This is a genomic window from Pseudonocardia nematodicida (assembly GCF_040105385.1).
Classification (GTDB): domain Bacteria; phylum Actinomycetota; class Actinomycetes; order Mycobacteriales; family Pseudonocardiaceae; genus Pseudonocardia; species Pseudonocardia nematodicida.
In genome coordinates, this window is record NZ_JBEDNQ010000002.1 from 275745 (window position 1) to 295258 (window position 19514).

At 73.6% G+C, this 19514-nt stretch carries 14 protein-coding genes and 1 pseudogene; 7 read left to right on the plus strand and 8 right to left on the minus strand.

The features are described 5' to 3' along the window. Positions 1-212 precede the first annotated feature (212 nt). Positions 213-770: pseudogene (gene ruvC, locus WIS52_RS05610) on the minus strand (crossover junction endodeoxyribonuclease RuvC); the annotation flags it as partial. Positions 771-899: 129 nt separating this feature from the next. On the opposite strand from ruvC, the gene WIS52_RS05615 reads away from it, so the two are divergent. Both WIS52_RS05615 and WIS52_RS05620 read left to right on the plus strand, forming a co-directional pair. Beyond that, positions 900-2018: an alpha/beta hydrolase gene (locus WIS52_RS05615; protein ID WP_349297031.1), complete on the plus strand. Its 1119-nt coding sequence runs from the start codon at positions 900-902 to the stop codon at positions 2016-2018. 560 nt (positions 2019-2578) lie between these two features. Then, a complete protein-coding gene (locus tag WIS52_RS05620; protein ID WP_349297032.1) occupies positions 2579-3154 on the plus strand; it encodes a hypothetical protein in 576 nt (191 codons plus the stop codon). A 40-nt stretch (positions 3155-3194) separates the two neighbouring features. Here the strand turns inward: WIS52_RS05620 and polA are convergent, their stop codons facing one another. From polA to WIS52_RS05635, 3 genes are all read right to left on the minus strand, one after another. After that, positions 3195-5999 carry a DNA polymerase I gene (polA, locus tag WIS52_RS05625; protein WP_349297033.1) on the minus strand — a complete coding sequence of 935 codons (2805 nt, stop codon included), beginning with the start codon at positions 5997-5999 and terminating at the stop codon, positions 3195-3197. Between the two features lie 85 nt (positions 6000-6084). After that, entirely contained in the window at positions 6085-6831 is a 747-nt protein-coding gene (locus WIS52_RS05630) for a YebC/PmpR family DNA-binding transcriptional regulator (RefSeq protein ID WP_349297034.1), read from the minus strand. Between the two features lie 212 nt (positions 6832-7043). Next, on the minus strand, positions 7044-7523 hold the full coding sequence (locus tag WIS52_RS05635) for a hypothetical protein (RefSeq protein WP_349297035.1): 480 nt from the start codon (positions 7521-7523) through the stop codon (positions 7044-7046). A gap of 507 nt (positions 7524-8030) precedes the next feature. Between WIS52_RS05635 and WIS52_RS05640 the strand changes: the two genes are divergently transcribed. After that, on the plus strand, positions 8031-9236 hold the full coding sequence (locus tag WIS52_RS05640) for a hypothetical protein (protein ID WP_349297036.1): 1206 nt from the start codon (positions 8031-8033) through the stop codon (positions 9234-9236). A gap of 152 nt (positions 9237-9388) precedes the next feature. Here WIS52_RS05640 and pdxT read toward each other — a convergent pair whose 3' ends face one another. Both pdxT and WIS52_RS05650 read right to left on the minus strand, forming a co-directional pair. Beyond that, positions 9389-10006 carry a pyridoxal 5'-phosphate synthase glutaminase subunit PdxT gene (gene pdxT, locus WIS52_RS05645; RefSeq protein ID WP_349297037.1) on the minus strand — a complete coding sequence of 206 codons (618 nt, stop codon included), beginning with the start codon at positions 10004-10006 and terminating at the stop codon, positions 9389-9391. Between the two features lie 92 nt (positions 10007-10098). Next, positions 10099-11505 carry an NAD-dependent malic enzyme gene (locus WIS52_RS05650; protein ID WP_349297038.1) on the minus strand — a complete coding sequence of 469 codons (1407 nt, stop codon included), beginning with the start codon at positions 11503-11505 and terminating at the stop codon, positions 10099-10101. Between the two features lie 96 nt (positions 11506-11601). Between WIS52_RS05650 and WIS52_RS05655 the strand changes: the two genes are divergently transcribed. After that, positions 11602-13716, plus strand: a complete 2115-nt coding sequence (locus tag WIS52_RS05655) for an elongation factor G-like protein EF-G2 (protein ID WP_349297039.1) — start codon at positions 11602-11604, stop codon at positions 13714-13716. Positions 13717-13850: 134 nt separating this feature from the next. Here WIS52_RS05655 and WIS52_RS05660 read toward each other — a convergent pair whose 3' ends face one another. Further along, the gene (locus WIS52_RS05660) at positions 13851-15110 is read right to left on the minus strand and encodes a DUF4032 domain-containing protein (protein WP_349297040.1); all 1260 of its coding nucleotides are present in this window, start codon (positions 15108-15110) and stop codon (positions 13851-13853) included. 2 nt (positions 15111-15112) lie between these two features. Continuing rightward, positions 15113-16108, minus strand: a complete 996-nt coding sequence (locus WIS52_RS05665; protein ID WP_349297041.1) for a LacI family DNA-binding transcriptional regulator — start codon at positions 16106-16108, stop codon at positions 15113-15115. 288 nt (positions 16109-16396) lie between these two features. On the opposite strand from WIS52_RS05665, the gene WIS52_RS05670 reads away from it, so the two are divergent. From WIS52_RS05670 to WIS52_RS05680, 3 genes are read left to right on the plus strand one after another with little or no spacing between them, the layout of a single operon-like run. Then, on the plus strand, positions 16397-17692 hold the full coding sequence (locus WIS52_RS05670; RefSeq protein ID WP_349297042.1) for an extracellular solute-binding protein: 1296 nt from the start codon (positions 16397-16399) through the stop codon (positions 17690-17692). Next, on the plus strand, positions 17689-18654 hold the full coding sequence (locus tag WIS52_RS05675) for a carbohydrate ABC transporter permease (RefSeq protein ID WP_349297043.1): 966 nt from the start codon (positions 17689-17691) through the stop codon (positions 18652-18654). The genes WIS52_RS05670 and WIS52_RS05675 overlap by 4 nt, the downstream gene beginning before the upstream one ends. Beyond that, the gene (locus tag WIS52_RS05680) at positions 18654-19487 is read left to right on the plus strand and encodes a carbohydrate ABC transporter permease (RefSeq protein WP_349297044.1); all 834 of its coding nucleotides are present in this window, start codon (positions 18654-18656) and stop codon (positions 19485-19487) included. Before WIS52_RS05675 ends, WIS52_RS05680 begins: the two co-directional genes overlap by 1 nt. Positions 19488-19514 lie beyond the last annotated feature (27 nt).

The following is a 19514-nucleotide window of genomic DNA, read 5'->3' on the forward strand; positions in this document are numbered from 1 at the left end:
CGAACGGTCGTTCGAGGCGGGACGCTACCGGGCGGCACCGACGGCCCCGAGCCCGACACCGCCGGCCGGGCGCCCGCGGCCCGGCCGCGGGACCGGCCGCCGCCCGCCCCGGCGGTGCCGGACCGGATGCTGTCGGACCAGCCCGCCCCCGGCCCGGCGGCCGCCCGCGCCGCAGCCCATTGCGCGGCCGCCGTCGGGCGACCGTCGGTGTTCGCGGCCTGCGCCTCGGCGAGCCGCGCCCGGTGCACCGCGGCGAGCTCCTCGGCCCGGGCCTGCGCCTCCGCCATCCGGTCCAGCATCGGCGACCGCCAGCAGTGGCAGATCGCCAGCGCCAGCGCGTCCGCGGCGTCGGCCGGCTTCGGCGGGGTCTCGAGCCCGAGCACCCGGGTGACCATCGCGGCGACCTGCGCCTTCCCGGCACGTCCCTGGCCGGTGATCGCCGCCTTGACCTCGCTGGGGGTGTGGAAGGCGACCGGGAGCCCGGCGCGCGCGGCGACCAGCGCGACCACCCCGCTGGCCTGCGCGGTGCCCATCACGGTCCGCACGTTGTGCTGGCTGAACACCCGCTCGACGGCGATCACGTCCGGCCGGTGCCGGGCCACCCAGCGTTCGACCTCGTCGGCGACGGTCAGCAGCCGTCGCTCCAGGGGCAGGTCGGTCGCGCTGCGGACCACGCCGACGTCGACGAATCCGACTGTGCGACCGGCCCCGGACTCGACGACGCCGATCCCGCACCGGGTCAGGCCGGGGTCGACCCCGAGCACCCGCACCGCGCCACCCCTTTCCGCACGCCCGTTCGAGGTCCGCACGCTACCGGGCGGGGTGCGGAGCCAGGTCGGGGGCGCGCCGGGAAGGAGCCGCCTCGATCAGGGCGGGGCCGGAGATGGCAAGGTGCGCGGGTGACCTGGTTCCTGCGCGTGCTCGCGCTGGCATGGGCGGCCGTGCTGCTGGTGATCCTGGTCGGCGCGTTCCGGCCGGAGACGCCGGGGATCGGGTTCGCGGGTTCGTTCGTGACCGGGCTGTACCCGCTGCACGTCGCGCTCGCGGCGGTGCTGGGCATCCTCATCGGACTGGCCGCACGCGCCGCCCGCGCACCGCTGATCGGCTACGCGACGGCGGTCGTCGCGCTCGCCGCGGTGGTCGGGTCGGTCGCCGTGCTCGGGGCGCAGGGCCGGGCCGCGTCGGCGGAGGGCGTCGGGCTGGACTGGACCTCCGTGCTCACCGACGTCGGGCAGCCCGACGGCGCCCCGGACCGCACGGTGGACTACGCGCCGGGCCGCGAGATGGACGTCTACCTGCCGGCCGGCGCGGGACCGCACCCGGTCATGGTGTGGATGCACGGCGGGAGCTGGGTACGCGGTGACCGCGAGGACCGGACCGCACAGCACCGTGCGCTGGCCGACGACGGCTGGGCGGTCGCGGCCGTCGACTACCGCCTCCCGGAGTCCGGCGACGACCGGCCGGTGGGCCGCGACCAGCAACGCGACGTCGCCTGCGCGGTGGACCGGATCCGCGCCCAGGAACCCGACCTCGACCCGGACCGCCTCGTGCTGGCGGGGCAGTCCGCCGGGGCGACGCTCGCGCTGAGCACCGCCTCCGGACTGCTCGACGGCTCGCTGGCCTGCTCCGACGCGGGGAACGCGACCGGCGGCGGACCACCGCCGGTCGGCGTCGTCGCGCACTACCCACCGGTCGACCTGACGCTGATCGACCCGGACCTGCAGCAGGTCCTGTTCGGCGGCCCCGCGGCCGACGCGCCGGGGCTGCTGCGGCTGCTGTCGCCGTCCGAACAGGTCCGTCCGGGACTGCCGCCGACGCTGATCCTGCTCGGTTCCGCCGACCACTTCGTCCTCCCGGACCGGGTCACCGCCTACGACGGCGAGCTCCGCGCGGCCGGTGTCCCCGGCCGGCTGGTCACGGTGCCCTACGCCGACCACGTCTTCGACCGGCCCTTCGGCAGCCCGGGTGCGCAGCTGACCCGGGGAGCCGTGCGGCAGTTCCTGTCCGAGGTGGGCTGAGCGGCGGTGCGGGTCGAGGTCGTCGCGCCGCTCGCCTCGTCGCGGCATGCCTACGAGGGGCGCCCGTCCGACGGGCCGGTCCCCGACCCGGAACCGCCGCTGCGGGAGTACGTCCGGGGCCGGGCCGGACACGGCATCGAGGGCGACCGCTACGCCGGCCACACCGCGCACCGGCCCCTCCACGCCTCCGCACCACCGGCCCGCCGCGCTTCCGTACCCCGCCGAGATGCAGTCCACGGTCGTCCGGAGATCCACTTCTCGCGATGGTCCGCATCTCGGTGGGTGATCGCCCGGAGTTGATCACTCTCTGTCCACGTACGACCACCGGGCGTGCCGGACGCACCGCCGACCGGGCCGCTGCCACCGTCCGTCTCGGACGGGTAACGCCAGGTCACAGCCCTGCGACCTTCCTCCCGTCGGCGAAACGGAAGGTCAGACCGATGTCCATGATCCCGCTCCCCCGCGCACCTCACGACGGGCACGTCCCGGCGAGGCACGCGCATCCCACGACCCGCCGGCCGTTGCTCCCCGGCGACCGTCCGACATGGACTCTGCGCGCGATGCGGATCGGCGGCCTGCTCGTCGCACTCGCGGACGCCGAGGCGGACGGGCTCGCCCTCCCCGAGCCGCTGGGCGGCCGGCAGGCACTGGACGCATGGGCACGCATCGCCCGTCCGGTACTGGCGGCCGCGGGTGCGTCCGCCGACGCCCCCGAGTCGGTCTTCAGCGTGACGGCGGAAGACATGGCGACCCTGCGCGCGGCCGCGGACCTGCTGGCGCGCCGGCTGCTCCGCGACCGCCGTCGCCGGGCCGGACACGGGTCCGTCGCGGCGGTCCTGCACCGGGAGGCCGAGGTGCACGGCCTCCCCGCGGAGCGGCTGGTCGCCGAACTCGGACGGGCCGTGCGGCTGATCGCCCCGCACGCGGCGGAGCCTCCCGGCTCCACGGCCCGGCCGGCGCTCGGCATGCACGACGGGTCGCGGCGCCTCGCGTACCGGCAGACCGTGTACACCGGCTCACCGGCGGCGCGCCGGCCCTGTCCCGCGGGAGCCGCGACCGCGACCTCGGACCCGGCGACCTGGCAGACCCGACCGCACAACGCGGCCCAGCCGCGTCCTCCCGTGAGCCCACGCTGAGGCGCGCGACACCGGTACCTGCGCGCCCGGCGCGGGTGCCTCAGTGCGCCGCGGCATCCCAGCTGCGCCCGTAGCCGACCGAGACCTCCAGCGGCACCGACAGCTCGGCGGCCGCGGCCATCTCCCGGCGCACCAGCGCCTCGAGCGCCTCCCGCTCGCCGTCGGCGACCTCGATCACGAGCTCGTCGTGCACCTGCAGCAGCATCCGGCTGCGCAGCCCCTCGCTCTGCAGCGACCGGTACACGTTGAGCATCGCGACCTTGATGATGTCCGCGGCGCTGCCCTGGATCGGTGCGTTGAGCGCCATCCGCTCGGCCATCTCCCGGCGCTGCCGGTTGTCGCTGACGAGGTCGGGCAGGTAGCGGCGCCGGCCCATGATCGTCGCGGTGTAGCCGTCCTTGCGGGCCTGGTCGACGACCCCGGCCAGGTAGTCGCGCACCCCGCCGAACCCGGCGAAGTAACCGTCCATCAGGCCCTTGGCCTCGTCGGTGGAGATCCGCAGCTGCCCGGACAGCCCGTAGGCCGACAGCCCGTAGGCCAGGCCGTAGTTCATCGCCTTGATCTTGGCGCGCTGCTCGACGGACACCTCGGTCGCGTCGACCTCGAACACCCGGGCGGCGGTCTCGGCGTGGAAGTCGTGCCGGGACCGGAACGCCTCGATCAGTGCCTCGTCCTCCGACAGGTGCGCCATGATCCGCATCTCGATCTGGCTGTAGTCGGCGGTCATCAGCTCGGCGAACTTCTCGCCGGACGGGCCCGAGCCCACCACGAACGCGTCCCGGATCCGGCGCCCGGCGGCGGTGCGGATCGGCACGTTCTGCAGGTTCGGGTCGGTCGAGGACAGCCGGCCGGTCGCCGCGATCGTCTGCGAGTAGGTGGTGTGGATCCGGCCGTCGTCGGCCACGGACTTGATCAGCCCGTCGACGGTGACCTTCAGCCGCGTGGCGTCCCGGTGCTGCAGCAGGAACTGCAGGAACGGGTGCTCGGTCTGCTCGAACAGGTTCTGCAGCGCGTCCGCGTCGGTGGTGTAGCCGGTCTTGGTGCGCTTGGTCTTCGGCATGTTCAGCTCGTCGAACAGCACGACCTGCAGCTGCTTCGGCGACCCGAGGTTGATCTCCTTGCCGATCACCTCGTACGCGTTCTGCGCGGCCTCGCGGACCTGGGCGCCGAAGTCGGACTCCAGGTCGGACAGCGTCTCGGAGTCCACCCCGATCCCGGCCGCCTCGCAGTCGGCGAGCACGAACGCCAGCGGCAGCTCCAGGTCGGCGAGCAGCCCGGTGCCACCCCGCTCGGACAGCTCGGTGTCCAGCGCGTCGGCCAGCTCGGAGATCGCCGACGCGGCCAGCATCTCCTGCTGTGCGGCCTGCTGGTCGGCCTCGTCCTCGCCGCCGAGCAGCGACAGCTGCCCGTCGGCGGCCTCCTCGGTGCGCAGCTCCCGGCGCAGGTAGCGCAGCGCCAGGTCGGCCAGGTCGAACGTGCGCTGCCCCGGCCGGGCCAGATAGGCGGCCAGCGCGGTGTCGCTGGTCAGGCCGTCGAGGGTCCAGCCGCGCGAGCGCAGTGCGTGCAGCACGGCCTTGATGTCGTGCGCGGCCTTCGGCACGTCGGCGTCGGCGAGCCAGTCGCCCAGGGCGGCCTCGTCGTCGGGCGTGAGGGCCTGCAGCGTCAGGTACCCGGCCCGCGGCACCCCGGCCGCTGCGCCGGCGGCGCGCTGCTCGACGGTCGGCTCGCCCACGGCGAGCGCGATCCCGGCCATGTCCCGCGCCGCGACCGGGCCGCTCACCCCGGCGAAGCTGAGCGCGACCCGGCGGCCGTCCCGGGCGTGCGTGTCCAGCCAGGCCCGCAGCGCGCCCGGCTCGATCACCTCACCGGCGATCTCGAACCCGGACTCGGCCTCCGGCTCGGCGGAGGACAGCGTCGAGAACAGCCGCTCGCGCAGCACCCGGAACTCGAGCTCGTCGAACAGCCGGTGCACCGCGTCCCGGTCCCACGGGCGCACCTCGAGCTGCTCCGGGCCGGAGCCCAGGTCGACGTCGCGCACCAGCTCGGTGAGCTGCCGGTTCAGCAGGACGTTCGCCAGGTTCGCCCGCAGTGCGTCCCCGGCCTTGCCCTTCACCTCGTCGACCCGGTCGGTCAGCTCGGACAGCGAGCCGAACTCGCGCACCCACTTGGCGGCGGTCTTCTCCCCGACCCCGGGGATCGAGGGCAGGTTGTCGGAGGGGTCGCCGCGCAGCGCCGCGAAGTCCGGGTACTGCGTCGGGGTCAGCCCGTAGCGCTTGTCCACCTCGGCCGGGTCGATCCGGCCCAGGTCGGAGACGCCGCGCTTCGGGTAGAGCACCGTGACGTCGTCGGTGACCAGCTGGAACGCGTCCCGGTCGCCGGTGGTGATGAGCACCTGGAAACCCTGCGCCTCGGCCGCGGTGGACAGGGTGGCGATGAGGTCGTCGGCCTCGTAGCCCTCGACGGCGAACACCGGGATGTTCAGCGCGCCCAGGACCTCCTTGATGAGGTCGATCTGGCCGCGGAAGTCGTCCGGCGTCGCCGAGCGGTTGGCCTTGTAGTCGGCGTAGCGCTCGGACCGGAACGTCTTGCGGGAGACGTCGAACGCCACCGCCAGGTGCGTCGGCTCCTCGTCGCGCAGCAGGTTGATCAGCATCGAGGTGAAGCCGTAGACCGCGTTCGTGGTCTGCCCGGTGCCGGTGCGGAAGTTCTCCGCGGGCAGCGCGAAGAACGCCCGGTAGGCCAGTGAATGACCGTCGAGCAGCAGCAGACGCGGACGGTCGGGCTTCTTCGCCGCGTCCTTCTTCGCACCAGGCTTCGAAGAGGCGGTCTGCGTGGCTGTGCTCATCGGCGGCGAGTCTAGAACCGACCCCCGACAACGAACGCGGCCGCGCCCCGTAGGGACGCGGCCGCGCAGGGTGTAGAGGAACCCGCTAGACCTCGGCCATGACCTCGTCGGACGCCTCGAAGTTCGACCAGACGTTCTGCACGTCGTCGGAGTCCTCGAGCGCCTCGATCAGCCGGACGATCTTCTTCGCGCCCTCGACGTCCAGCTCGACGCTCATCGACGGGCGGAACTCCGCATCCGCCGAGTCATAGTCGATCCCGTTGTCCTGCAGCGCGGTGCGCACCGCGACGACGTCGCCGGCCTCGGAGAGGACCTCCCAGCTGTCGCCGAGGTCGTTGACCTCCTCGGCGCCGGCGTCGAGGACGGCCATCAGTACGTCGTCCTCGACGAGCTCGCCCTTCGGCAGCACGACGACACCCTTGCGGGTGAACAGGTAGGCCACCGACCCCGGGTCGGCCATCGCGCCGCCGTTGCGGGTCATCGCGGTCCGGACCTCGGTCGCGGCCCGGTTACGGTTGTCGGTCAGGCACTCGATCAGGACGGCGACGCCGTTCGGGCCGTACCCCTCGTAGGTGATCGACTGGTAGTCCGCGCCGCCCGCGTCCGCGCCGGAACCGCGCTTGACCGCACGGTCGATGTTGTCGTTCGGGACCGAGCTCTTCTTCGCCTTCTGGATGGCGTCGTAGAGCGTGGGGTTGCCCTCGGGGTCACCCCCACCGGTGCGGGCCGCGACCTCGATGTTCTTGATCAGCTTGGCGAACATCTTGCCGCGGCGGGCGTCGACCACGGCCTTCTTGTGCTTGGTCGTCGCCCACTTGGAGTGGCCGCTCATCGGCTCGTCTGCCCACCTCTCGTGCTCTGGCCGGGCGCGGGGCACGCGACCGGCCGGGGCAGGCCTGTGCCGTGCCGCGGCACGGGGCAGCGGCGCGTCGGACCTGCGGGAACCCCACGATGCTACCGGCGGCGCGGTTTCGCGGCCGGTCCGGGCCGTCCACTCCCACGACCGCGACGCTCCGGCCGCCCGACCGCGCCGGCGCGTCGGCGTCAGACCTGAGACGATCTCCGCTCGGTCCGCGACATGCGGAAGAACGCGGTGGCGGACGGGTGGAACAGCAGCACCAGCGCGACCAGCACCTCCACCAGGTGCAGCGCCCGCAGCCCGGCGGCGGCCAGCTCCGGAAGGCTCGCGGTGACCAGGAACGTCGCCGCCGAGGCACCCCCGAGCAGCGCACGGACCGGTTCGACGACCAGGGACAGCGACCCGAGCACCCCGAGGACCAGCACCACGGTCCACCGGATCGGGTCGTGCCCGGTCCGCAGCAACAGCACCAGCGCCGCCAGCACCAGGTAGATGCCCGCGCGGGCAGCGACCTCGCCCCCGGTCGGCGGCTCCGCGACGGCGAGCCGTACGAGGGTCTCCGCCATCCCGGCGAGGATCGCGGCCAGCCACGACACGATGCTCACGACGACGGCGTGCGGGACAGCCGGACGCCGGACCACACGTGGAACGACGAGCGTGCTCATGCGGACCTCCCCGGGACGCGGTCCGTCCAGCCTCGCCCCTCCGGTGCCCGGAACCCACACGGTCCGCCCCCGGCCGGGGTTCGGGTTGCCCCCACCGGTCGCCCGGCAGTCCGACGGACCGGCCGGCCCCGGCGCGTCGTGCGGCGAACGGCAGACGATGCCCGATTCAGCGGGTTCCTGAGAGCCACGACTGTCCGTACGGCGGCGTCCGCTCTGCCGAAGGGAGCATCGCCCCGGCCGTTGGTCGCGGCGACGGGGCCGGACGGCGGCACGACACCTCAGGAAGACAACCCGGCGTCGATCGACTTCCTACGGTCGTCCCCAGCCGAGTCACGCCCCGCTCCCCCTCGTGGCGCCGATCCGGCCTCCCGGGCGCTCCCCCGTCGCCCCGGGCCCCGCTACGGAAACGAAACGATGCCCGACGCCTCCCCCGCTGTGCGCCGCCGCGGTCCCCGAGCCGCCCCGGACGCTACCTCCGACGCGACCGGATCCCGACCGGCCGCCGTCGTGTCGCCGTCCCCCGCCCCACCGGGCTTCGTCCGGCCCGCGCTGCACGTCCTGCTCGCCGCACTCCCGCTGCTGGCGATCTCCGCGCACGTGTTCGGGCTGGTCGAGATGCAGATCTCGGCCGCCGTCGCGGTGATCCCGCTGGCCACCGTGGTGCTGGTGCTCAGCGTCTTCGCCCCGCACGCCGCCGACCGCGTCGTCCTGCACGGCCTGGTCTGGGGTGTGCTCGCCTGCGGGATCTACGACGTGTTCCGGCTGGACACGGTGTACATGCTCGGTCTCTGGGGCGACTTCATCCCGACCATGGGCACGTGGATCACCGGGAACCCGGACGGCATGGTGGGCGGCGCCGTCGTCGGCTACCTGTGGCGCTACATCGGCGACGGCGGTGGCATCGGGATCACCTTCTTCGTCGTCGCCGCGGTGTGCGGGCTGCAGCGCTGCTCGCGCCGGACCGTGGTGCTGGCCGCGGTCGGGTTCGGCGTGTTCCCGGTCTGGTCCGGGCTGATCGCGACGGTGGGCCTGGCGCCGCAGGGGCAGCAGCTGATGTTCACGCTGACCCCGACGACGGTGCTGCTGTCGCTGATCGGCCACCTGATCTTCGGGCTGGTCCTGGGGCTGGGGTTCTGGCGGTCGCGGGCGGTCCTGTCGTCCTGGCCGTGGGCGCCGCTGCTCGGTCTGCGGGCCGCGGAGCCGTCCCCGGGTGTGGCCGCGCCGCGGTCGTCGGAGGACGCGGAACCCGCCCCGCTCTTCGCGCCCGGGCCACACTCCGCCGTCGTCGAGGACGCGTTCGTGCCCGAGCCGCGCGTCTCCGGGACCGGGGGCATGGCCGCCCGACGGCCGCACCCCGGCCGGGTCCGGGAGCGCGCCGTCCGGGTCCGGCAGCGCGGCGCCGAGGCCCGGGAGCGGCGCGACGCGCAGGAGTTCGCGACGGTGCAGGCCCTCGTGCCGAGGAAGGGCACCCCTGCGGACGACGCCCCGGGGATCCCCCGCCAGCGGGCCTCCGCGAGCCCGGAGGACGACGGCCCGGTGCGGACCCCGGCGACGTCCGGCAGCCCGGCGATGTCCGGCACCTCGCCGGCCGAGCGGACGCTCGACCCCGACACCTGGGCCGAGTTCCGGCGACGGCTCGAGTCGACCGAGCCCGGCCGGCGCGCGCACGGCGGGCGCCGGTACGCCGGCTCCGAGCAGCGCGACCCGGTCTGACCCGGCCGCCGGCGCAGCGCCATCCGGACCCGGACGGGTCCACGGCCCCCACGTGGCCCGTCCGTGCTGCGGCTCAGCCCCCGTGCCTGCGCGCCGGGGGCTGAGCCGGCAGATCGGGCCGACCGATCGGAGCGGGGCGGCCCCCGGACCGGTCAGGCCGCCGCGCGCACCATGTCGACGAACAGCCCGTGCACCCGCCGGTCCCCGGTCAGCTCCGGGTGGAACGACGTCGCCAGCACCGGACCCTGCCGGACGGCCACCGGCCGCCCTGCGGCGTCCCCCGCGACGTCGACGTGCGGGACCGCGGCCAGCACCTCGACCGCGCCACCCGCCTTCTCCACCCACGGGGCGCGGATGAACACCGCGTGCACCGGGTCGCCGGGCAGCCCGGCGAAGGACAGGTCGGTCTCGAACGAGTCCACCTGCCGGCCGAAGGCGTTGCGCCGCACGACGACGTCCAGGCCGCCGAGCTGGTGCTGGTCCGGCCGCCCGTCGAGGATCTCGTCGGCGAGCAGGATCATCCCGGCGCACGAGCCGTAGGCCGGCATCCCGGCACGCAGCCGGGCGCGCAGCGGGTCGAGCAGCTCGAAGGCGTCGAGCAGCTTCGACATGGTGGTCGACTCCCCGCCGGGCAGGACCAGGCCGTCGACGGCGTCGAGCTCGCCCGCGCGGCGCACCGGCACCGCCGTCGCCCCGGACGCGGTCAGCGCGGCGAGGTGCTCGCGGACGTTGCCCTGCAGGGCCAGCACACCGATCGTCGGGGAGGACATGTCCCCGAGGATAACCGCGCCCCACCTGCACGAACGGCCGCGCCCGGGGTGAGCCGCCGCACCCCGTGGGAGGTCGCGGCGGCCCGCCGGGGTCAGCCCGTCCCGACCTCGCGTGCCTTGGCCTGCTTCTCCGCGGCGGTGCGCAGCGCCTCGGCGACGGCCGGGGCGACGTGCTGGTCGAACACGCTCGGCACGATGAACGACGGGTTCGGCTCCGCGACGACATTCGCGATCGCCTCGGCGGCGGCGAGCATCATCGTGTCGGTGATGTCGTGCGCCTGCGCGTCGAGCAGACCACGGAACACGCCGGGGAACGCGAGCACGTTGTTGATCTGGTTCGGGTAGTCCGACCGCCCGGTCGCGACGACCGCGGCGTGCTGCATCGCGACCGCCGGGTCGACCTCGGGGTCCGGGTTGGCCAGCGCGAACACGATCGAGTCGTCGGCCATCGTGGCCAGCTCCTCGGCCCCGAACAGGTTCGGCGCGCTGACCCCGATGAACACGTCGGCGCCGACGAGCGCGTCGGCCAGCGTGCCGGTCTTGCCCGACGCGTTGGTCTGGGCGGCGATCGAGGCGAGGTTGTCGTCCATCCCCTCGCGTCCGGTGTGGACGATGCCGTCGACGTCGACCGCGACCACGTCGGCGGTCTCCTCGGACCCCAGCAGCCGGATGATCGCCGACCCGGCGGCGCCGACCCCGCAGACCACCACGCGGACGTCGGAGAACTTCTTGCCGACCACCCGCAGGGCGTTGCGCAGCGCGCCGAGCACGACGACGGCGGTGCCGTGCTGGTCGTCGTGGAAGACCGGGATGTCGAGCATCTCGCGCAGCCGGCGCTCGATCTCGAAGCAGCGCGGCGCGGCGATGTCCTCCAGGTTGATCCCGCCGTAGCCCGGAGCGATCAGCTGGACGGTGCGGATGATCTCCTCGGTGTCCTGGGTGTCCAGGCAGACCGGCCAGGCGTCGACGCCGGCGAACTGCTTGAACAGCGCCGCCTTGCCCTCCATCACCGGCATCGCGGCGGCCGCGCCGATGTTGCCCAGGCCCAGCACCGCGGACCCGTCGGTGACGACGGCGACGGTGTTCCGCTTGATCGTCAGCCGGCGCGCGTCGTCCGGGTTCTCGGCGATCGCCATCGACACCCGCGCGACGCCCGGGGTGTAGGCGCGGGACAGGTCGTCACGGGTGCGCAGGCTGACCTTCGAGCGCACCTCGATCTTCCCGCCGAGGTGCAGCAGGAACGTCCGGTCCGAGACCTTGCGGACCTTGAAGCCGTCGAGCAGCTCGATCGCCGCCTTGACCTCCTCGACGTGCTCGGTGTTGCGCGCGTTCACCGAGATGTCGACGACGAGGTGCTCGGTGCGCGCCTCCACGACGTCGAAGGCGGTGACGACGCCGCCGACCTTGCCGACGGCGGCGGTCAGGTCACCGGCGGAGGTGGGGTGGGCGGGGGCGTCGACGCGTGCGGTGATCGCGTAACCGGGACCGGGAATGGGCACGGGCCAGCACAGTACCGGCCCCGGGGTTGTGATCTCGGCACGACGGGGTGTGTGATCCAGGACACTCACTCCCTCGATTGGCGGAGGTGGTCGCCCGTGGCGGTCAGAGCAGAGCGGGCGCGGGCCGGGACGGCGGAGATCACCGCCGTCACCGACCCGACGCGGATCAGGAACGTGGCCCTCGTCGGGCCGTCCGGGGCCGGGAAGACCACCCTGGCCGAGGCGTTGCTCGCGCACACCGGCGCGATCCCGCGCGCCGGGTCGGTCGCCGCGGGCAGCACGGTCACCGACCACGACCCTGCGGCGCAACGCCAGCAGCGTTCGGTCGGGATCGCGGTGGCCCCGCTGCAGTCCGGCGGGGTGACGGTCAACCTCGTCGACACGCCCGGCTACGAGGACTTCCGCGGAGAGCTGCTGGCCGGGCTGCACGCCGCCGACGCGGCGCTGTTCGTGGTGCCCGCCGCCGAGGGCCGGGAGGGCGCGCTCGAACCCGGCACGCTGGCGCTGTGGGAGGAGTGCGCCGAGCTCGGGATCCCCCGGGCCGTCGCGGTGACCCGCTGCGACGCCGCCCGCGCCGACGTCGAGGCGACCCTGCGCGCCTGCCGCGACTCGTTCGGCGGCGGGGTGGCGGCCGCCTACCTGCCGGTGCGCGACGGCGACGGGGCGATGACCGGTCTCTACGGCCTGCTGTCGCAGACCCCGGCGGACGCCGCCCCGGACGGCGCGGACACCGCCCGGGCCGAGCTGATCGAGGGGATCATCGAGCAGTCCGAGGACGAGGAGCTGATGGAGCGCTACCTCGCCGGCGACGACGTCGCGTTCGACACCCTGGTCGACGACCTGGAGACCGCCGTCGCGCGCGGCTCGTTCCACCCGGTCGTCCCGGTCTGCTCGACCGGCGGGACCGGGCTGGACGCGCTCCTGGAGATCCTCACCGGGGCCTTCCCGTCCCCGCTGGAGCGGACCGGGACGAACGGCGACGGCGGCACCCAGGCCGGCCGCGCGGGCCGGCCGGACGGCCCGCTGATCGCCGAGGTCGTGCACACCGGCGCGGACGCCTACGTCGGGCGCGTCTGTCTCGTGCGGGTGCTGTCCGGGACGCTGCGCCCCGAGTCGACGGTGCACGTCGGCGGCCCGGTCCCGGCACCGCGGCAGAGTCCCGAGTCCGGCAACGGCCACGACGCCGACGAGAAGATCGCGCACGTCTACTCCCCGCTGGGTGCCACGCTGCGCGAGACCTCGGAGTGCGTCGCCGGGGACCTGTGCGCGGTGACCCGGCTGGAGGCCGGCGTCGGGGACACGCTGTCCGACCCGTCGTCGCCGGTGCACCTGGCGTCGTGGGCGCGCCCCGAACCGCTGCTGCCGGTGGCGGTGGTCGCCGCGTCCCGCGGTGACGAGGACGCGCTGGCCCGCGGCCTGGCGAGGCTGGTCGCGACCGACCCCGGGCTGCGTCTGGAGCGCGATCCCGAGACCCGCCAGACCGTGCTGTGGTGCGCGGGCGAGGCGCACGCCGACGTCGCGCTCGGCCGGTTGCGCGAGGGCGGCGCCGCGGTCGAGACGACCGAGGTCGTCGTCCCGCTGCGGGTCACCCTCGGTGGGTCGGCCCGGGTGACCGGACGGCACGTGAAGCAGTCCGGCGGGCACGGCCAGTTCGCGGTGTGCCACGTCGAGTTCGCGCCCGGCGAGCCGGGGTCCGGACTGACGTTCCGTTCCGCGGTCGTCGGCGGGTCGGTCCCGACCAACTACGTGCCGAGCGTGGAGAAGGGCATCCGGGCCCAGATGGAGCGGGGGCTCGCGGTCGCACGTGGCGAGGACGAGGAGCCGGGCGAGCCGCACCCGGTCGTCGACGTCGTCGCGACCCTGGTCGACGGCAAGGCGCACAGCGTCGACTCCTCCGACGCCGCGTTCCAGACCGCCGGGGCGCTGGCGCTGCGGGAGGCCGGCGCGGCCTGCGGGCTGGTGCTGCTGGAACCGCTCGACGAGGTGCGGGTCCGGATCCATGACGAGCACCTGGGCGCGGTGCTGGGCGACCTCGCGTCGCGGCGCGGGAAGGTACTGGGCACCGAGCCGGACGACGCCGGCCGGACCGTGGTGCGGGCCGAGGTCCCCCGCGCCGAGCTGCTGCGGCACGCGGTCGACCTGCGCGCGCTCACGGCGGGCACGGCCGTCGCCACCCGGTCGTTCGCCCGCTACGCCGAACGCAGCAGCTGACCAGGACCCGGGGCGCGGCCGCCGCACCGGGAGAACGCGCGCCGATCCGGAGGACACGTGTCGGTCACGCACACGAGCGCGCCGTGACGCGCGCGGCGGCCGGATCCCCGCGCGTCCAGCGGATCAGCGCGGGGTCAGTCCGTGACCCTGGGGAGCTTGCCCGTGGGCGTGTCGGCGACGGCGGCCTTGGCCGCGGAGTCGGTCGGCGCCCGCCCGCCGAGCGCGGCGAGGGCGGCGTCGTTGCCGACGTCGGCCCCGTTGCGCTCGGACAGCAGCCAGCGGACCTCGAGCAGGTCGCAGTAGGCCTGCACCGGCGACCCGGCCCCGCCGAGCGCGTCGTGCGCCGACGCCGAGCCGGGATCCAGGCACACGGTGCGCCAGCTGCGTGCCGCCGCCTCCTCGGTCACCTCGCCGCCGGTCCGCCGGCGCATCCACTCCCGGTGCGCGGTGAGGTCGCCGAGCAGGATCCGGGCCTGCCCCTCCCCCACGTCCACCCCGGTCAGCGCGCGCAGCTGCGCGCTGTGGAAGTTCCGGTCGCCGACGGCGATCTGCAGCCGGGACCGGCCGTCGCCGACCGGCTGCAGCGCCACCTCGTCGACCGCGAAACCGAGGTCGTTGAGCTCGCGGATGGCGCCCTCGACCCGGTAGCGGTCGTCGAAGGCGAACACCGGCGTGGCGTGCAACGCCTCCCACAGCCGGTGGTAGCGCTCGGGGAGCGCGGTCGCCTCCTCGATCAGCTGCGGGTGGATCTCCGGCGGCCGGTCCAGCGACTCGGCCAGGTCGATCATCCCGGCGGCCACGTTCTCCACCAGGATCGACAGGTCGAACTCGCGCTGCCCGTCCGAGAGCCCCGTCGGGTGCACCTCGCTGGTCTCGGCGTCGACCAGGTAGGCGGCCAGGGTCTGGCCGTCCCGGACGAACAGCGTGTTGTTCAGCGAGCAGTCACCCCAGAACACGCCGTGCCGGTGCAGGTCGACCAGCAGCGAGATCATCCCGTCGAACAGCCGGGCCCGGTGCCGCGGCCGGTTCGGCGGCAGCCGGGCGATCAGCCGCTTGTACTGCCAGGACCCGCTCAGGTAGCGGGTCACCAGGATCGCGGTGTCGTGCGCGGGCTGGTCGACGAACCCGGCCGGGCGGACCGCGGGCAGGCACTCGTCCTCGAGCCGGCGCAGCACCTCGTACTCCCGCCGGGCGATCCGCTCGGGCATGTCCTTCAGGGCCCAGAGCGCCCCGTCGGCCTCGACGAACCGCACGAGGTGCCGGCTCGGGCCGACCTCGATGTCGCGCAGCGGGACCCGGGTCTCGTCCCACTCAGCGAGCGGGGAGTCCCAGGGCAACGCGATCAGCTCCGGGGAGTGCGCGCGCAGGATCAGTTCCGGGGGTGGTGCGGGCATCTCTACGACTCCCCTGACGGTGAGCGGGGCGGTGCCGTCGACCCGCGGATCACGAGGTGGGTGGGGACGGTGACGCGCTCCTCGACCGGCTCGCCGAGCAGGCCGGCGAGCACCATCCGGCCGGCCTCGGCGCCCTGCTCGAAGACCGGCTGCGCGACCGTCGACAGGTCGGTGAGCGCGGCCAGGGGGTGGTCGTCGATGCCGATCACCGACACGTCCCGCGGCACCTGCAACCCGGTGCGGCGCAACGTGCCGACAGCGCCGACCGCGACCTCGTCCGAGTGCGCGTAGACCGCGGTCGGCGGGTCGGAGAGGCCGAGCAGCTGCCCCATCGCACGCGCTCCCCCCTCCGGACTCCAGGGCACCGAGACGACCAGTGCCGGGTCGATCCCGACACCGGCGTCGGCGAGCGCGCGACGGTACGCCGCCGACCGGTGTCCCGGCTGCCCGGGGTCCAGCTCCGGGTCGGTCGTCTCGATCATCCCGATCCGCCGGTGGCCGAGGTTGAGGAGGTGGTCGACGGCCTGCCGGCCGGCGGCGTGGTCGTCGATCGAGACCGACGGGTGGCTGCCCACCCGGGTGCCCGCGGCCACGATCCCGACCCCGATCCGTTCCAGGCGCTCGCGCTCCTCGTCGTCCACCCCGAACCCGAGCAGGACGACGGCGTCGGCCCGCCGCCGGGCGGGCAGGTCGGTGAAGAACGTCCGCCGGGCGTCGGCGTCGCCGAGCCGGTAGAGCAGCACGTCCTTCGCGGCCGCGCTCAGCTGCGCCACGAGGCCCTCCAGCGCGGCACCGAACCACCACCGCGACAGGTGCGGCACGACGACCGCGACCCGCCCGGTCCGCCCGCTCGCCAGCCCGGACGCCTCCGGTGACGCGACGTACTCCAGCTCCCGGGCCGCCTCCCAGACCCGGGCCCGGGTCGCCTCGGCGACGTGCGGATGGTCGCTGAGCGCACGCGACGCCGTCGCCGGGGACACTCCCGCGCGGCGGGCCACGTCAGCGAGGTTGACCGGTCCGGACACGCCACCTGTATGCCCGAACATTGCAAGCGCGTGCAAGTGGCAGAGTTGCCGTTCCGTGCTGGACCGAATCGCCCGCGTGGGTGATCATCGGGCGCATCGGGCGGTGATGTGTGACCCTTGACACCTTTGGGCGACGGGGTCACAGTCGGACTTGGAACCGCTTCCAGGTCCGGTTCACGCCGCCGGAAGCCGTCGGCAGGGGGTCGGCGGCGAGCATCGGAGCAGTACCGCAGTGACGAACACGGGAGTTCGGAGTTGACCATGCGTCGCACACGGTGGAGGAGGGGACTTGCCGCCGGAGCGGCCGCCGTCGCCCTCGCCGCACTGGCCGGATGCGGGGGCGCCCCCGCCGGACCGCCGGTCCTGAACTGGTACACCAACCCCGACGACGGCGGGCAGGCCGCGATCGCCGCACGCTGCACCGAGGCGTCGGGCGGGCAGTACCGGATCGCGACGTCGGTGCTGCCCCGCCAGTCCGGTGAACAGCGCCAGCAGCTGATCCGCCGACTCGCGGCGAACGACTCGTCGATCGACATCATGAGCATCGACCCGCCCTACATCCCGGAGTTCGCCGAGGCCGGATTCCTCGCCCCGGTGCCGCCGGAGGTCGGGCAGCGCACGACGGAGGGTGTCGTGAACTCCGCGGTCGAGGGCGCGAGCTGGAACGGCGAGCTCGTGACGGTGCCGTTCTGGGCGAACACCCAGCTGCTCTGGTACCGCCAGTCCATGGCCGAGGCGGCCGGGCTGGACATGACCGGCCCGGTGACCTGGGACCAGCTCATCGAGGCCGCCCAGGCCCAGGACTCGACGATCGCCGTACAGGGCACCCGCGCCGAGTCGCTGACCGTCTGGCTGAACGCGCTGGTGGAGTCCGGCGGCGGCGAGATCATCACCGACCCGTCGCCCGGGAACCCGGAGGGCGTCCAGCTGGGCCTGGACACCCCGGCCGCCGAGAAGGCCGCCGAGATCATGCGCGACGCCTCGGCCGTCGGCGGGCCGGGCTTCTCGACGTCGTCGGAGGACGAGAACTCGAACGCCTTCCAGGGCGGCAACGCGATGTTCCAGATGAACTGGCCGTTCGTCTGGGGCAAGGCGAAGGGCGGGGTCGAGGACGGAAGCGTCGAGCAGTCCATCCTGGACGACTTCGGCTGGGCGGTGTACCCGCAGGTCGACGCCGCCGACCCGGCCGCGCCGCCGTACGGCGGGATCAACCTCGGCATCGGCGCCTTCAGCCCGAACGTCGACCTCGCCTACGCCGCGGCCGAGTGCATCGTCTCGGAGGAGAACCAGAAGGACTACTTCCTGACCAACGGCAACCCGGCGGCCAAGGAGTCGGTGTTCACCGACCCCGAGGTCCTCGAGGAGTTCCCGATGGCGCCGGTGATCGAGCAGTCGCTGCAGCAGGCCAAGCCGCGGCCGCAGACGCCGTACTACAGCGAGGTCTCCGAGTCGATCCAGCGCAACTACCACCCCACCGCCGGCATCGACCCGCCCACCGTGGGCCCGGCCACCGCCGAGCTGATCCGCGCGGTGCTGGCGAAGGAGGAACTGCTGTGACGACGACGTCGGAGCGGACCGGGACCGGGGGCGCCACCCCCGCGGCACCGGCCGGCACGGGCACCAGCGACAAGGCCCGGTCCGAGCAGCGGCTCGGCTGGATGCTCGCCGGCCCGGCGTTCGCGATCATGCTGCTGGTCACGGCGTACCCGATCGCCCAGGCGGTCTGGTACTCGCTGTTCAACTACCGGCTCACCGACCCCGACAGCTACGCGTTCGTCGGGCTGAACAACTACGCGGTGATCCTGTCCGACTCCATCTGGTGGACGTCGTTCGGCGTGACCGCCTTCATCACCGTCGTCACGGTGGCGGTCGAGCTGGTGCTCGGCTTCCTGCTCGCGCTGGTGATGATGAACGCGCTCAAGGCGATCCGGCCGGTGCTGCGCGCGGCGATCCTGATCCCGTACGCGGTGATCACCGTCGTGTCCGCGTTCGCCTGGCAGTACGCCTTCGCGCTGGACTCGGGCTTCGTGAACTCCTGGTTCTCCTGGCTGCCCGGCGTCGCGGCGGACACCGACTGGTTCGGCGGCACCTGGACGTCGCTGCTCGTGATCTGCCTGGCCGAGATCTGGAAGACCACGCCGTTCATCTCGCTGCTGCTGCTCGCGGGTCTGGCCCAGGTGCCGGACGTGCTGCAGGAGGCAGCCAGGGTCGACGGCGCCACCTGGTGGCAGCGGATGCGCAAGGTCACGCTGCCGAACATGAAGGCCGCGATCATGGTGGCCCTGCTGTTCCGCACCCTGGACGCCTTCCGGGTGTTCGACACCGTCTTCGTCATGACCAACGGCGCGAACAGCACCGAGACGGTCTCGTTCCTGGCCTATCGGCAGACGATCGCCCGGCTGGAGATCGGCCTCGGATCCGCGGTGTCGGTTCTGCTGTTCCTGTCCGTCGTGATCATCTGTGTCGGATTCATCAAGGGCTTCAAGGTCGACCTGTCGCAGGCCCGAGGGGAGAAGTGATGGGCACCCGCGAGAGGGTCCTGTGGATCGTCGCCGGCATCGTGATCGTGATCTACGCGTTGTTCCCGGTCGGCTGGATCGTGTCGCTGTCGCTGAAGTCGTCGGCCGACATCGCCAACGGTCAGTTCCTGCCGACGGCGATCTCCTGGGAGAACTACTCCCAGATCCTGGTCGGTGACGCGGCCGAGCTGTTCCTGCCCGCGTTGCGGAACTCGTTCGGGATCGTGCTGATCGCGACGTTCATCGCCTGCGTGCTGTCGATGTTCGCCGCCTACGCGATCGCCCGCCTCGACTTCAAGGGCAAGCGGCTGATCCTCTCCACCGCGCTCGCGGTGGCGATCTTCCCGGTGATCTCGATCGTCACGCCGCTGTACAACCTGTGGCGCCAGATCGGGCTCTACGACACCTGGCCCGGCCTGATCATCCCCTACCTGTCGCTGACCCTGCCGCTGTCGATCTGGACGATGTCGGCGTTCTTCCGCGAGATCCCGTGGGAGATGGAGCAGGCCGCGCAGGTCGACGGTGCGACGCCGTGGCAGGCGTTCCGCAAGGTGATCGTGCCGCTGGCGACACCGGGTGTGTTCACCACTGCGATCATCGCGTTCTTCATCGCCTGGAACGACTTCGCCTACGGCATCTCGCTCACCTCGACCGGGGCCGCGAGACCGGTACCCGCCGCACTCGGCCTGTTCTCCGGGGCCTCGCAGTTCGAGTCGCCGAACGGCCCGATCGCCGCCGCCGCGGTGATCGTGACGATCCCGGTCGTCGTGCTCGTCCTAATCTTCCAGCGTCGGATCGTGGCCGGTCTGACCAACGGCGCCGTCAAGGGCTGACCCGTACTCCCAGAAAGGAAGCGACCG